Genomic DNA, 14977 nt, shown 5'->3' with positions numbered 1-14977 from the left:
ATATGTTCCAACCACTACAAAAAGGTGATAAAATTGGCATTTTCTCTTCTTCGTATCCTGCAACGGTAATTGCAAAGGAACGTTACACGCGCGCGAAAGCTTTTTTGGAGAATAAGGGTTTTGAAATTGTTGAAGGAAGTTTAACTGGGAAGGAAGATTTCTATAGATCTGGTACTCCAAAGGCTCGCGCCGAAGAATTGAATGCCCTTTTGCGTGACCCTTCCATCAAGATGATCATGTCAACGATTGGTGGGACAAACTCAAACAGTATACTGCCCTATATCGATTTTGAGGCATTTCGAAACGCACCTAAAATTGTCGTTGGTTATTCAGACACAACTACGATTTTACTAGCACTCTTTGCGAAAACGAATATTCCAACATTCTATGGTCCTGCACTTATCCCTTCTTTTGGTGAGTTTGAGCCACTTGTTCAGGATACGTACGATTATTTCGAACACTATTTTTGTAATCCTACTCTACCGTATACGTTAAAAAAGTCGGCCGTTTGGTCAGATGAGATGCTAAACTGGCTTGAATTTGAAAAGCCAAAAACGCTTTATAAAAATGAGTGGATTGCGGTTAATGAAGGAATAGTCGAAGGACGCTTAATTGGTGGAAATAACAATACGATGTACGGCTTTATCGGTACACCTTATTTCCCTGAAATCAAGCATGGTGACATTTTGCTCATTGAAGATTCACTTAAAGATGCTTCAACCGTTGAAAAAAACATTGCCATGCTTAAGCTACACGGGATTTTTGACAAGGTAAGTGCAATTGTACTCGGTAAGCATGAACTTTTTGATGATGAGGGCACTGGTAGAACGCCGCTTGACCTACTTTTAGAGCAGCTTAATGGCAAACCCATTCCGATATTAGCAGAAGTGGATTGTTCACATACACATCCCATGTTCCCACTTGCAATCGGTAAAAAAATTCGCGTCAATACGATTGAAAAAACGATTACATGTATTGAGAGTTGGCTGTAAATATAAGGAACTAACTCTTTCGCAAAACGTCTTTTGTAAATAATAGACAAAAGGAGTTGTGATTATGGGTTATATCATGAATTTACGAAAAAAAATTGGGACTGACCCAATATTTATGGTAGGTGCGTGTGTTTTGATTTTTAATGAGCGTAATGAGCTTTTAATGCAGCACCGAATTGACAATGATTGCTGGGGATTAGCAGGCGGCTCGATGGAATTAGGTGAAACGTTAGAAGACGTTGCACTACGTGAAATGTATGAGGAAACAGGCCTCACTGCACATGAATTATCGCTATTTGATATTTTCTCTGGCAAAGATTTTTACTATCAATATCCGCATGGCGATGAAGTGTATAACGTCTCAACAGCATATATTTGTACTGACTATAGCGGTGACTTGCGCTGTGATCCTGAAGAAGCGAAAGATTTACAGTTCTTTCGATTAGATTCGCTGCCGGAGCATATTAGCCCGCCAGATAAAATTGTGATTCGTAAATATTTAGAGCGCGATTCAGAAAATGGTTGATAAACGACAAACACGCGACCAAAAGCGATTATGTGCAACGTTGGTGTGCGGAAAATCTACTATATGCTTGCCGCCGTAGTGGCTAGCATATAGTTAGTTGAAGCCACGCCCCCAGAAAAGCTTCCCCGTAACGTAGCAGAACGGACTGTATTAGATAAATACATTTGAATCCAAATTTTGTTATGAAAATTGATCACTATGAATAACAACTATGACATCACCAATGTTTTTCCATCGCTTCTTCACATCGAGCAAATCCGTTCTTTTCGTAAAACGGCACACTATCACTACTCGGCCAAAGGATTAGAAATTCAACGTCATTTTCTTTTGACCATTTTTCCATAGCAGCGTGTATCTCGCTTCCTAAACCTTGGCTTCTATACGCCGGGCGTGTATAGACATTCGTCACATATCCGTAATATGGATCTGACGTTTTCCCTGGTCTGGGTACTTTATGTATCAGCTGTAAATACATATGTGAAACGATTTCCTTTTCCGCTTCTGCCACCCAAATATACCAGTCTCCACTTTCCAATGCTGTCATCAAAAACTTACGACAAATCAGATCGAACTCCTCAAAACGAACTGCACTAACACCATTATCTTCCTCAGAAAAATCCCAACGCATTTGAACCAAAGCATCTATATCTTCTAAAGTTGCTAATCTTACAATCGTCAATCAATCATCCTCCTGTCTATGGTCTATGTGAACTACAATCTAAATCAAAAATCCATACTTGCTCGGACTTTTTTCGGAATCATTACGACTTTTGTTGTTAAATCGAAAGAACCAAAGCTTTCATCGATGCATTCATCCCAATATTCCAGGTGTTTTACATCAATCCAGTGGGACGAATCATCGACATTCACTCCACCCTGTCCACGAACTGAATACCAATATAAATATTCTTCGCCATTCAAAATTTCATGAAAAATCGTTTCAACATACATCCTTTCACATTCAAGTGTAACAAGTACATCTTCCATATGGTCATTCAAAAAGTTTAACCATTCTTCCACTTTAGAAGATTTACCAGCCCTTACACGATACCTTGTCAATTCCACATTCATAGAATATCCCCCTACTTCTTCACCCAATATTCCGAACCATCATTACTGCGCTCCATAAAGCCATACTCTATTAAATGACGGCGTAGCGATACAAAATCCGCATTTACTGTTATTAATATTTCATTCACTTCTTTTTCACGATAACGCTTGCTCATGTCAAAGCGCTTTAAAATATGTTGCAATAGTATTAGCTTTTTCTTTTCCTTACTTGGAATCGTGTCAATCCCACCGTCTAAGCCATTTTTGAAATAAGTTGCTAATACCTTTTCACGTTCTTTTTCTTCAATACTATAACGTTCGTCCACTTGTCTCGCTCCCTTATGAATCGCGTAATGCTCTGGGCTTTTCATTAGCTGCATTAACGCAATAAAAATTTTTGCCTGTTTTTCCTTTTCACGTAGCTTAAATCGATGCTGACGTACAGTTGATACACTCGTCAAATTACTTTCTGAGACAATTTCCTGATCGGATTTTCCTTCAAAAAAGTATTGAAGCATATCAAGCTGCACATCGGATAAGCCCGTCACCTTTTTATCGAGCGCTAACAACGCATGAAATGGCGATGTATGTACTTGTTTGATATGGTTTTTCATCATGCCCTCTGCTGTAAAAAAGCGTCCTTCCATTGGAAATACTTCATGTGCTTGAAATTGCTGCGAGCAAAACAAGCATTCATAACGATCTTCGTGAAGTTCATATCCCTTAACCAATGTATCTACCGAAATATTTTGAATATCCAAAATAATCACCTCTATAAACATTTATACTATACGTTTATTTATTTGTAAACAAAATAAAATTAGTCAGCATTACAACAAACAAATAGTTATTTCGTTTATCATTTCAAAATATCGAACCTAAATTAATATTCCATTTTTTGTTATAATATCCATTAATGATAATTAGGGGGGTTACAATGACAACTTTTGAACAACTAACAGTCGAGCAATTAGAAGAAGCAGCTGCTTATATTGCCGCACTCAATTCAAACAAGAAATTTCATATCGGCTTTTGTGGTACGGAAAAAGAGGATATTTTAGGTGATTTGCATGAGGATTTTGTTGAAGATAATCAAGTGTACATATTTGTTACGAGGAACGCAGATGAAATTACCGGACTTGTAGGCTTTGACATTTACGACGGAACGGCCGAAGTTTGGGGACCATTTTCAAGAGAGCAACAGATTGAAAACCAGTTACAGTTTTGGCATTTTGCGACTGCAAAGTTAAATCAGGTCAAGGAATTTTTATTCTTTATCAATGAAGAAAATACATTTCAGCAGCAATTCATGCAAATGATTGATGCAAAAAAATCGAGTGACGAATTGTATTTAAAACGAATGAAGGAAACCTTTCAGCCACTTGATGTTATACGCAGTGAACCGTATCATGAACAGGATTTCGCACAATTTGAAGCGATTCATTCACAAGCATTTCCCAATACGTACAATAGCGCAAAAACAATTGTAGAAAGGCTTCATAAGAGCGCGCACCAGCTCATTGTTTTGAAAGAAAATCATGCTTTACAAGGCTATGCTTACTTTGAAATCGATGACGCGCAACACTCTACACATTTAGAATTTATCGCAATTGCGCCAGCGTACCGTGGACAAGGACTTGGTAAGCAGCTATTAAACGAAGCATTAACACTAATTTTTGCGAATGAAGCAATTACGCACGTAACATTAACGGTAAATAATACGAACACCCATGCAAATAGCCTGTATTACAAAACAGGCTTCCAAAAGCAGGATGCGCTTTTGAGTTATGTATTGCAGGTGTAGGAGGATAAAATGAACGATTCAATCAAATTTTTAACGCAGATTCATGAAAAAAAGTTTACACATTTACAACCAGAGCAACTAGATGCGCTGTTAGTTTTTATGCTTGAACATATCGGTCATACGGATTCATACATTCGCGATACCCTCATCTACAGCGGCTTTTGCGAACTTATTTTAAACAACCATCTAACAGATTCGCAGCTTATATTAATTGCAAAAACTTGCAGTGATGATGAACGTCTCTATTTCAACATTAACGAACTACAAAGTGATGCGGTGCTGACGCGTTCCTTTTCGGCACTTGCCATTCAACTCGTTTTATACAAAGACCAAAACGAACGATTTTTAACGGAACAATTGGCAGCACATATCATTACTAAGAGTATTGATTATTTAAAGTTCGAGCACGATTACCGGGGCTATATTGACAATAAAGGCTGGGCGCATAGTGTGGCACATGGTAGTGATCTGCTTGCTCGGGCGGTTTCCCATCCCCTATTTTCTAACGTCGCTACAACAGCTGAAGTACTTACAATAGTAGAAAAATGTTTATGTACCGATTATGCCTATATCGATGAAGAAGATGAACGCATGATGCCTGTCATTGATGCATTATTAGAAAAAGGATTATCCGAAGCCGACCTACATACTTGGCTTGAAAAACTATCCCAATTCCAACACGATGAATACTTAAAACATTATCGCGTTCATTGGAATATTAAAAAATTCATGCTTTCGTTATATGTGCATTTCATTCGAAAGCAACAATATATAGGCATCACAAATTGGATTTTTAAAACGTATATAGACCATCCAAAAAATGAGGAATAATACGCTGAAATATCATATCCGACTTGCAAATAGTGACGACATAAATGCCCTTTGCCTCATTCGTAACCATGAAGCGCTATTTTTAAAATACTTGCAACTTCAGCACGACGAAGAAGCTTATCTAGCAGTCGCACAAGTTGAAGATGTGCTTGTTGGTTTTGGCTTATTAAAATTGACTGGACCTTTAATCCCGAAACTGAGTGACCTTTTTGTAAAGCCTGCATTTCGCCATCAAGGTATTGGCCAGGCGCTCATCAAATTTCGTGAGCAGTTGGCATTTGAACTCGGCTATGATGAAATTTTCGTCAGTGTCGATCCGTTTGAAAACCCTAAAATGGTACGGCTTGTGACAACACTTTACTACGTAGCCATTAGTGAACCATATGAAAAAAGTGCCATCTACTATAATGAAGATGGCACGACATATGAAAAAACGTATTTGCGGGTGGATTTTAAAAAGAAGCTACATTCATTATGAAAATAACTTAAAATTATAAGCAAGCTGGTAAGGTCGGTTTTCAATAAAACGATTATCGCCCTTATTTCCCTTTACTCCCCAATTTCAATACAGTGGTTTATGTAAGATTTTCTAACAAAAAGCCCAATTCAATACGAACTTCATGATTTTTTACATCTTCATTTGAATAGGAAATCAAATTAAACCCTACTAACTGAAAGCCATTTTTCAAATAAAATTGAATCGCAGGATAATTAGACGTTTGTGATTCTAATACAATGGCTCTAACGCCTAATTTTGTTGCTCTCTTTTTCGCTAATTCAATTAAACTTTGCCCAATGCCCTTTTGCTTAAATCCTTCGTTCACATATAAATCATGAATGTATAATGTATTATTCCACTCCATTTTCTGGATGACCATAATTGCTGCTTCTTCGTTGTTAAACTGTGCCAAATAAACTTCCGAACCTTCTTTATACGGTTCAAAGATTTCTTCTTCCCGTTCTTTTATAAAAGGAATTTCAAATTCTTCTTCTGTTAACGTAAACGTTTGCAGATGCCCTTTATTTTCCGAGTGAATTTTATAATACTTCTCTGATTGATAGGAAAAAATCACTTTTTTCCCTAAAGGATAGGTTTTTTCATCAATTTGCTGAATCGATAACATGTAATACCTCCTAAAAAGTAAGTCAAATACAAATAATTTTGGATCTCAATTGTAACTAACAATTTGATATTTGGTTTATCATATCATACTATTTGCCACGGAAATATATTCCATTTTTTGTTATACTAAAACTCACCACTGTAACTTGGGACTGATTTTCCCAATCAGCTTTTGTAAAGCTAAGACCTATCTGCTTTGTGTGGAAATGTGCGGTTTTATAAATATATGTGCGAATGTCCAGAAATCCCCTACATATGATGTACTATAATATTTTTTATCAAGGAGTGAACCTACTACATGGATTTTCGGAAACTGCAATCATTTATTGAAAACAAATGGAACATAACTTTCCAAGACTATACAATTATCCGCAATCAAGAAAAGCGCATTTTTGAAATCATCACACCAATGCAAACGTACATCGTAAAAGGAGAAAAACAAATTTTACAGGAAGTCGAGACATTTTGTCAGTTTGCGAATAGCCTGCAAACTGTGCTGCCGATATCACCTTATCTCCAAACAACAGATTCGACTTTCGCTGCTGAAAAAGATGGGTTTGTTTATACGGTTGAACAAAAAGGTATCGGGGCTGAAATTCAGCAATTGAACGATGCGCAAATTGAAGCAATTGGCGCGATGCTTGGCAAATTACATGCCTTTTCATTGAAACATAAATTATCCTTACATAAAGCAACTTCGTGGTCGATGTTTGGCGGCAATGCAACAGTGGCGATTGGGGACTATGATGAAAATGAATTAAGCTTTCTCAATTTTAAAGAAGCATTTCAGCAGTTTGAAGCCTTTTCAGCCATTGAGCAACTGTATAACGCGCACCGAAATTTATTAAAACAGAATTGGTCAACTTTACCGAAGGCTGCGACACAAGGTGATTTTTGTTACTATAATATGCTATTTGAAAATAATAAAATGACCGGCATTTTTGATTTTAATTTAGCTGGTGACGAAATTTTATTAAATGAATGTATTGCAGCAGCTGTTTATTGTTGCTGGCATGTAGCATATGAAGGTGAACGTTCTTCGGAGCAAAGATATCAATTATTTATAAGCGGCTACCAGCAATTCCGTCCTTGGGCATCATTAGAAAACGATCTTGCCCCATATCTATTTGCGATTATCCGCGCATTTCGCTATGATCGCGTCGATAAAGGCATTGCCAACATCGCGCAGCATAAACTATTTCTACAACAAACGAAAGACATCTTGTCGATCAAATAAAACACAGCAATATGCTTGAAAAAATGATTCCAAAAAGGCCATTTCCACTAAGAAGAAATGGTCTTTTTTTATTACCTGCCCCTCGTTCATATTCCGTTCATATTCATTTTTTATACTAGGTACATCAAGTTAACGGAGGTATTACTATGAACTTAGCATTAAAAGAAATGAAAAAAAATAAAAGTAAATTTTTCATTTTCGGGTCTATTGTCTTTTTAATTAGTACCCTAACATTTATGATTGCCGGATTAGCGAACGGGCTGTCACAGGACAATGCCGCACTTATTAAAGAGATGCCGGATGGACACTTTTATATGACGACGGATGCGGAAGATAATTATGCATTGTCAGCCATTTCACCTGAACAGCAGGATAGCATTTTAAAGCAATATGATGATGCAACGGCGCTGTCAATTCAAATGGGGATTTTTTATAATGAAGAGGGCAAACAGCAAAGTGTAGCATTTGCAACGACAAGTGATTCTGAGCAGTTCCCTCAAGTCAAAAGCGGTGAAATCATCGTTGATAAATCGTTACAAGAAGATGGATATCAAGTTGGCGATATTTTAACAAACAATCAATATAGCGGACAGTGGAAAATCGTTGGGTTTTCAGAGCAAACGAAATTTAACCACGCTGCCGTAGCCTTTATTAACCCAGATAATTTTGCAGAAATGTATCGCACACTGGATCAACAATTAATCTATATGCCTGGCGATGAAGCAAATTCAATTGATGGATTAACTGCCTATACGAATAAAGAATTTTTAAACACGATTCCAAGCTATTCTGCAGAGCAATTAAGCTTGAACATGATTATTTGGTTTTTAGTTGTCATTAGCGGCTTACTATTTGCCATTTTCTTCTACATGATGAACATTCAAAAAACAAGTCTCTTCGGTATTTTAAAAGCGATTGGTGTCAAAACGAAAACATTATTCGCAATGATGTGGGTGCAAATGCTATTTATTACGGCGATTTCACTTGCTTTATCTATCGGCTTAAGTCAACTGTTCCAACAAGTTGCACCAGACGGTATGCCGTTCCATTTAACAATTGAAACGACGTTAGTGTTTGCAGCTATTTTCTTAATTATTGGCTTTATTGGTGCTACCTTATCGGGCTTACAAATCAAAAAAATTCAGCCACTTCAGGCGATTCAGCAAGGAGAGATGTAACGTGGAGACATTTAAATTACAGCAAATTAAAAAATCCTTCTTCATTGAGGATCGTGAAGAAGTGATTTTAAAAAATATTGATTTATCGTTAAATAAAGGCGAATTAACAGCATTAGTTGGTGCATCAGGCTCTGGGAAAAGTACATTATTAACGATTGCAGCCGGTTTACAACAGGCAACGGATGGACAGATTTTATTTGAAAACCAAGATTTAGCAGCATTATCTGCGGAACAAATCCGTGCCATTCGCGCCAAAAAATTCGGCTTTGTCTTTCAGTTTTCACATCTCGTTCCCTTTTTAACAGTGGAAGAACAGCTTACACTCATGTTAGATGTTGCCGATAAAAAGATTAATAAAGCCGAAGTTACGCGAGTATTACAGCTTGTTGGTATGGAACATCGTAAAAATGCCTACCCTTCTTCCCTTTCTGGTGGTGAAAAGCAGCGTGTAGCCATTGCCCGTGCTATAATTCATCAGCCTGAAATTCTTTTTGCCGATGAACCGACAGCAAGCCTTGATTCGAAAAAAACAGAAGATATTATGGCTTTGCTACAAACATTAACAAAAGAGCTCAATTTAACAACTTTACTTGTCACACATGACCAAGAAGTGCTACATTTTGTAGACAACATTGTAACGATGCAGGACGGAGAAATTATTCAAACCCCTGTGCAATCGTAATGTACAAATTCATATGATGAGGTGTTTTAACTATGACAACTCTCCTAATTGTAGATGACGACCCGAAAGTTCGGGAAGTCATCTCCATTTATTTTTCGCAAATTGGCTATACGACTGTAACGGCACAGCATGGCATTGAAGCGCTCGAAACGCTAAAAACCGTTCCTATTGATGTGGCGATTGTCGATGTTATGATGCCCTATTTAAGCGGCATTGACGTTGTAAAGGAAATTCGAAGACTGTATAATTTGCCCGTAATTTTACTTACAGCCAAAGGGCAAATCGAGGACAAGGAACAAGGCTATCATGCTGGTACGGATGATTATGTCGTGAAGCCTGTTGATCCGAAAGAATTACAATTTCGCGTGGAGGCATTATTGCGCCTATATGACACGACTCCAACTGATACCTTACGACTTGGGCCGCTTAGTATTCACCCGAATCGTTATGAAATTCAAATCGGCGATCAAACATTGCTCTTTCCATTGAAGGAATTTGAGCTACTAAGCTATCTCGTGAAAAATCATGGGCGTGTTTTGACGCGTGAGCAAATTATTGATGAAGTATGGAATATTGATTTTGCTGGCGATGAACGAACAGTTGATGTGCATATTAAACGATTGCGCGCACGGCTTTTGCAATTAGCACCTAATCTACATATCAAAACGGTGCGCGGTGTCGGCTATTCGATTGAGGTAAGCAAATGAAAACATTATATACAAAATTTGTGGTCACAACGATCGTTATTATGATTTTTAGTAGTTTAACGGCATTTTTCATTTCGAATTTGTACTATCAATCTTCATTAAAGCCTCAAAATGATGCGAAAACAACCAAGCTCGCAGTTGAAATGGTGCAATATATTGAAAAGCATCCGGAGCTACCATTACCAGATTACTTACAGCATAGTGCAGCGAACGGTTATCACATAATGCTAATTGACAGCAAAAATAATACCAAGATGTTCGGCGAGCCTTTTCGCGATACAGCCATTGACCAGGCAACTATTGAAAAAGTACTAAATGGTGATATCTATCACGGTATCTCAGAATTTCCACATCAAACATTTGTAACTGGATTTTTTGCCAATGAGCTCAAAAACTCGATCGGTGTGCCCCTTCACTATGCCAATGAAACATATGCCTTCTTTTTAAGGCCGAATGTTAAAATTGCTTTCAATGAAATGCATTATTTATTTGCAGCGCTGATTGTCTTTACGATTTTATTAAGTATTGTCCTTGTATTACTCAGTACCAAATTCATCGTACATCCTATCACAAAATTAAAAGCAGCTACATCGTCAATTGCCGATGGAAACTATAAAATTCAACTGGATCATCGAAATGATGAATTGGGCCAGTTATCAGAAAGCTTTATGCAAATGGCAAATAAGCTGTCTTATGTCGATGAAAAGCGTAAGGAATTCATTTCGAACATTTCGCATGATATCCAGTCCCCTTTATCGAATATTAAAGGATTTATGACATTAATCGAAAACGAACATACCATTAAAGAACAGTATGCACTATCGATCAATGCTGAAATTAATCGACTTTCGACGTTAACAAATCAATTGCTTCAACTTACTACATTGGATCAGCAGGAACGTACCGTAAAGTTCAAAAACTATTCGTTAGACGAGCAGCTACAAAAGCTGATTCATCAATACCAATGGCAATTTCAACAAAAGGATCTCATGGCTAGCTATTCCCTACCTGCTACAACTATTTACGGCGATAGCGAATTATTAAATATGGTGTGGGACAATTTACTGTCAAATGCGATTAAATACACAAACGAATTTGGTATGATTAGCATTCAATTACAGCAAGATTCAGATGCAATTTCCGTGATTTTTCACGATAACGGTATTGGGATTCCTGAACAGGAGCAACAGCGAATTTTCGAACGTTTTTACCGCGTTGATTCTGCCCGAACACGTACAATTGAGGGGACAGGCTTAGGTTTAGCGATCGTCCAACAAATCGTTCAGCTGCATAACGGAACCATTGATGTAGTAAGTACTCTAGGTGAAGGCACAACAATTACGGTAACGATTCCGCAAAATGACGCGAATAACTATTTGTAAAATTATGTTTGAATTTTCACCAAAATCATGCCATAATAGCACTATCTAATTTGAAGGGACGATGAATGGCCGATGAAATTATAATTCTATTTTACACGTAAAATGTATACGCATTTTCACATAAAATAGGATTAGTCTGCCCATTTATCATACCTTGATAATGCCGTTTTTTCGGCTTATTTACGTATACTTACTAATCCTTCTGACTATTCAGGAGGATTTTTTTATTGCATAAAACTATTCACTATTCAATTTAATCCTCCTACTTGAAAAAAACATCCCGTTTTTTTCAAAGGTGTCAATGCGTATACTTTCAAACTTTTAGAATCATTATCTATTTATTTGGAGGTATGCTATATGCCAATCGAATTCAAACATGTCCATTTTAGCTATGATACATTAGATGAAGCGTTATTTCACGATGTCAATTTAACGCTGGATACATCTTGGAAGCTCGGCTTAATCGGTCGCAATGGTCGTGGTAAAACAACATTATTAAACATGCTTATGAACAAATTATCGTATCGCGGTGAAATTTTTAGTGATGAGGAATTTGTATATTTCCCACAAACGATCCGTGATCCGAACAACATTACGTATTATGCGATTGATGAAGTGACGCCTGTTGAGCTGTGGAAGCTTGAGCGAGAGTGCCAGTTGCTCGGTCTTGATAAAGCACTATTATGGCAACCATTTGAACAGCTTTCGGGCGGTGAGCAAACGAAGGTATTACTGGCTGCTCTCTTTTGTGAGGAACACCGCTTTCCCCTTCTCGATGAACCAACAAATCATTTAGATCGAAAAGCGCGCGCAACTGTTGCGAAGTATTTACAAAAGAAAAAAGGCTTCATTGTCGTTAGCCATGACCGCGCATTTGTAGATGAGGTGGTCGATCATCTATTAGTAATTGAAAAAAGTCAAATTGCTTTATATAAAGGAAATTTCACTACGTACGAACAGCAAAAACAGCTACAAGACGCGTTTGAGCTTGAACAAAACCGCGCGCTAAAATCTGAAATTGACCGCTTGCAAAAAACGGCGCGTGAAAAATCTGATTGGGCGGCGCAACGTGAAAAACCATCTGGCAATGACCCATTTGGGAATGCAATTGCGAGACGTATGAATAAACGTGCCAAAGCCATCGAAAAACGTACAACTGAAAAAATCGAGGAAAAAACGAAGCTCTTGAAGAATATTGAATCGATCAGTGATTTAACGATAAACCGTCAGTTCAGCCACCGTAACCCGGTGCTACGTGTAAGGAATTTTACATTAAGCTATGACGGTGTGCCCCTGTTCAAACCACTTACGTTTGAAGTGCTACAAGGTGAGCAAGTAGCAATCGTTGGGCCCAATGGTAGCGGCAAGACGTCCCTATTATCGTTTTTACAAGGTACATTTACGGGCGAAGTACATGGAGAAGTTTATATGCCTCAAGGATTGTCGCAAAGTGTAATTCGTCAGCAGCATTTTGATAATGTTGGAATGCTCAAGGATTTTGTTAATGCGCACAATATTGAATACACATTATTTCTAAATAACTTACGCATTTTAGGCTTTGGCCGTGATGAATTTAATGTCGCGATCGAACATTTGAGTAATGGCCAGCAGAAAAAGGTAGAATTCTCAAAATCACTAGGATCCCCTGCCGAACTATATGTCTGGGATGAGCCGCTTAACTATTTAGATGTGTTTAATCAGCAGCAAATCGAGGCAATGATTACACGTTTTAAGCCTACGTTGTTATTTGTCGAGCATGATATTACGTTCGTAGAATCCGTTGCAACAAAGGTAATCTCTCTTGAGGTGGAAAAGTAAATAGTAGTTTTGCAATAGAAGGTAACTACTTGCAATTTTGTCGTGTAGGTACACAAATGGATCATTTCAATTGTGTACCTATTATTTTAAAATCTAATAGTCTATCTAAAGAATTAATCTCGGCATACGGTTTTATTTCGGTATTATTCTCGATTCCAAGAGGATTGAACCATATCCCCTTTATGTTTACATTTTGACAACCGCTTATATCCTTTTCAAGGTCATCCCCAACAAATAAAGTTTCCTCTGGTTGGACATTAAGCTTTTTCAACGCTAATTCAAATATGCGCCTGTCGGGTTTGCTAAAACCTACTTCTTCAGAAATAAGTATTATATCAAAACAACTATTTAAATTAGTATTTATTATTTTTGCTTTCTGTCTCTGAGTTACACCATTTGTAATAATTGCAATGTTTACTTGAGTTTTTAGAGTATTTAAAAGTTTTAGGGTATCTTGGCTAATCGAAAAACAATTAGGGAAATTATTATTCCAAAAATCCTGAATGTTATCGCTAGGCAATCGATGTTTAGGTGGGAATTCATCAAAAAATGATTCTAACATTTTGGTTTTATCCCCGTAACCATAAACGCTCTTATCGTATTCTTTGAATTTTTGTAGCATTTCGTTTTTGAATGAATGATTAACGCCTTCATAACATTTTTCTAAAATTACTAAAAACATTTGAACTACTGCCTTATCCCTATCAAGTAAGGTATCATCTAAATCAAATATCATTGCTTTATATCTTCCCAAATAACTTTCCTCCCTTTGATTTCTTGATTATTACTTTGTCCATTACTTCATCCAATGAAATGTTTATTCTTTATTATTTTGCACAGGTTTAACATCTAGTTGACTCACAATAAATTCATTCTCAGTGTCATCGAATTCATAGGTAACTATAATATCAACCACATATGTTGGTGAAGCGTATATTCCAACAGATCCTACAAAATTCAATTTTATCTTTTGATTTTCTAAAAAATAAGTGACTTGACCACCGAAATAAAGTTCATCCTGCTCTAACTTTAAATCTGTTTGTGGATCAATAGCAAAATCAAAATTATGTTCTTCCCCTTGTGCTTTCACTGTTATCCCTAATGTATTTCCATCTTTTATTACAACTTTTGACTCCATATGATTCCCAACAATTTCCTCATAACTTGGTACCTTTATTTCATGTAAATCCTTATCCACGATATGTATATCATAAAGACTTAGCTCTGTCCCGCTACCTGTTTTTAGAATAATAACAGCTTCTTTCTCTCCATCACCTGTAACATCTTTATAAAATACTTGTGGGTCAGTGCCTGTATCACCAGGGTTTTCCCAGTTAAAGTCTTTTACCTTACCATTCATAACAAGTTTTACGCCATTTGCTTTTTCATATAGTTTTACTTCTTTGTTTTCAGATGATCCTATTAATTTGGCATCTATTATATCCCCTTTTGTTACTTGTTGTTCACTTGATATCTCATTAAAATCTTGTTTTTGTACGTTATCTCCACCATTATCTGTATTACACCCTGAAAACATGACGGCACTCAACAATAACACCGCACTTATATCTTTTTTCAATGTAAATTACATCCTTCCGCGATCTTTTTTATTAATATAATGAAGTTTTCAAAAAATGATTTAAATTA

Annotated in this window: 17 protein-coding genes; 11 read left to right on the top strand and 6 right to left on the bottom strand. The window is 36.9% G+C overall.

All coding sequences use genetic code 11. The features are described 5' to 3' along the window. The first annotated feature begins 2 nt into the window (after nucleotides 1-2). On the top strand, nucleotides 3-992 hold the full coding sequence (locus O7776_RS08380) for a S66 family peptidase (RefSeq protein WP_274310142.1): 990 nt from the start codon (nucleotides 3-5) through the stop codon (nucleotides 990-992). Between the two features lie 64 nt (nucleotides 993-1056). Further along, a complete protein-coding gene (locus O7776_RS08375; RefSeq protein WP_274310141.1) occupies nucleotides 1057-1518 on the top strand; it encodes an NUDIX hydrolase in 462 nt (153 codons plus the stop codon). 217 nt (nucleotides 1519-1735) lie between these two features. Here O7776_RS08375 and O7776_RS08370 read toward each other — a convergent pair whose 3' ends face one another. Genes O7776_RS08370 through O7776_RS08360 form a run of 3 tightly spaced genes read right to left on the bottom strand, consistent with a single transcriptional unit; the run spans nucleotide 1736 to nucleotide 3338 of the window. Then, the gene (locus O7776_RS08370; protein WP_274310140.1) at nucleotides 1736-2197 is read right to left on the bottom strand and encodes a GNAT family N-acetyltransferase; all 462 of its coding nucleotides are present in this window, start codon (nucleotides 2195-2197) and stop codon (nucleotides 1736-1738) included. A 44-nt stretch (nucleotides 2198-2241) separates the two neighbouring features. Next, nucleotides 2242-2589: a DUF6176 family protein gene (locus O7776_RS08365; protein ID WP_274310139.1), complete on the bottom strand. Its 348-nt coding sequence runs from the start codon at nucleotides 2587-2589 to the stop codon at nucleotides 2242-2244. Between the two features lie 11 nt (nucleotides 2590-2600). Then, a complete protein-coding gene (locus O7776_RS08360) occupies nucleotides 2601-3338 on the bottom strand; it encodes a DUF2087 domain-containing protein (RefSeq protein WP_274310465.1) in 738 nt (245 codons plus the stop codon). Between the two features lie 167 nt (nucleotides 3339-3505). Between O7776_RS08360 and O7776_RS08355 the strand changes: the two genes are divergently transcribed. From O7776_RS08355 to O7776_RS08345, 3 genes are read left to right on the top strand one after another with little or no spacing between them, the layout of a single operon-like run. Further along, a complete protein-coding gene (locus O7776_RS08355; RefSeq protein WP_274310138.1) occupies nucleotides 3506-4372 on the top strand; it encodes a GNAT family N-acetyltransferase in 867 nt (288 codons plus the stop codon). A gap of 9 nt (nucleotides 4373-4381) precedes the next feature. Then, nucleotides 4382-5203: a DUF2785 domain-containing protein gene (locus O7776_RS08350; protein ID WP_274310137.1), complete on the top strand. Its 822-nt coding sequence runs from the start codon at nucleotides 4382-4384 to the stop codon at nucleotides 5201-5203. Continuing rightward, a complete protein-coding gene (locus O7776_RS08345; RefSeq protein ID WP_274310136.1) occupies nucleotides 5193-5681 on the top strand; it encodes a GNAT family N-acetyltransferase in 489 nt (162 codons plus the stop codon). The genes O7776_RS08350 and O7776_RS08345 overlap by 11 nt, the downstream gene beginning before the upstream one ends. Nucleotides 5682-5778: 97 nt before the next feature. On the opposite strand, the gene O7776_RS08340 is transcribed toward O7776_RS08345, so the two are convergent. Then, complete coding sequence (locus O7776_RS08340; RefSeq protein ID WP_274310135.1) at nucleotides 5779-6327, bottom strand: GNAT family N-acetyltransferase; 549 nt, start codon at nucleotides 6325-6327, stop codon at nucleotides 5779-5781. 297 nt (nucleotides 6328-6624) lie between these two features. Here O7776_RS08340 and O7776_RS08335 point away from each other — a divergent pair, with 297 nt between their 5' ends. From O7776_RS08335 to abc-f, 6 genes are all read left to right on the top strand, one after another. Further along, a complete protein-coding gene (locus O7776_RS08335) occupies nucleotides 6625-7563 on the top strand; it encodes a phosphotransferase (RefSeq protein ID WP_274310134.1) in 939 nt (312 codons plus the stop codon). A gap of 146 nt (nucleotides 7564-7709) precedes the next feature. Continuing rightward, nucleotides 7710-8741 carry an ABC transporter permease gene (locus O7776_RS08330; RefSeq protein WP_274310133.1) on the top strand — a complete coding sequence of 344 codons (1032 nt, stop codon included), beginning with the start codon at nucleotides 7710-7712 and terminating at the stop codon, nucleotides 8739-8741. 1 nt (nucleotide 8742) lies between these two features. After that, on the top strand, nucleotides 8743-9423 hold the full coding sequence (locus O7776_RS08325; RefSeq protein WP_274310132.1) for an ABC transporter ATP-binding protein: 681 nt from the start codon (nucleotides 8743-8745) through the stop codon (nucleotides 9421-9423). A 32-nt stretch (nucleotides 9424-9455) separates the two neighbouring features. After that, the gene (locus O7776_RS08320) at nucleotides 9456-10130 is read left to right on the top strand and encodes a response regulator transcription factor (RefSeq protein WP_274310131.1); all 675 of its coding nucleotides are present in this window, start codon (nucleotides 9456-9458) and stop codon (nucleotides 10128-10130) included. Then, nucleotides 10127-11512: a HAMP domain-containing sensor histidine kinase gene (locus O7776_RS08315; RefSeq protein WP_274310130.1), complete on the top strand. Its 1386-nt coding sequence runs from the start codon at nucleotides 10127-10129 to the stop codon at nucleotides 11510-11512. The genes O7776_RS08320 and O7776_RS08315 overlap by 4 nt, the downstream gene beginning before the upstream one ends. A gap of 357 nt (nucleotides 11513-11869) precedes the next feature. Next, the gene (abc-f, locus tag O7776_RS08310; protein WP_274310129.1) at nucleotides 11870-13330 is read left to right on the top strand and encodes a ribosomal protection-like ABC-F family protein; all 1461 of its coding nucleotides are present in this window, start codon (nucleotides 11870-11872) and stop codon (nucleotides 13328-13330) included. Between the two features lie 61 nt (nucleotides 13331-13391). Here abc-f and O7776_RS08305 read toward each other — a convergent pair whose 3' ends face one another. Then, complete coding sequence (locus O7776_RS08305) at nucleotides 13392-14066, bottom strand: HAD family hydrolase (RefSeq protein ID WP_274310464.1); 675 nt, start codon at nucleotides 14064-14066, stop codon at nucleotides 13392-13394. 81 nt (nucleotides 14067-14147) lie between these two features. After that, nucleotides 14148-14909 carry a hypothetical protein gene (locus O7776_RS08300; RefSeq protein ID WP_274310128.1) on the bottom strand — a complete coding sequence of 254 codons (762 nt, stop codon included), beginning with the start codon at nucleotides 14907-14909 and terminating at the stop codon, nucleotides 14148-14150. Nucleotides 14910-14977: the final 68 nt, after the last annotated feature.

It is taken from the genome of Solibacillus daqui, assembly GCF_028747805.1.
GTDB classification, from domain to species: Bacteria; Bacillota; Bacilli; order Bacillales_A; family Planococcaceae; genus Solibacillus; species Solibacillus daqui.
Note: the sequence above shows the minus strand (reverse complement) of the source record. Positions and strands in the feature narration are given on the sequence as shown.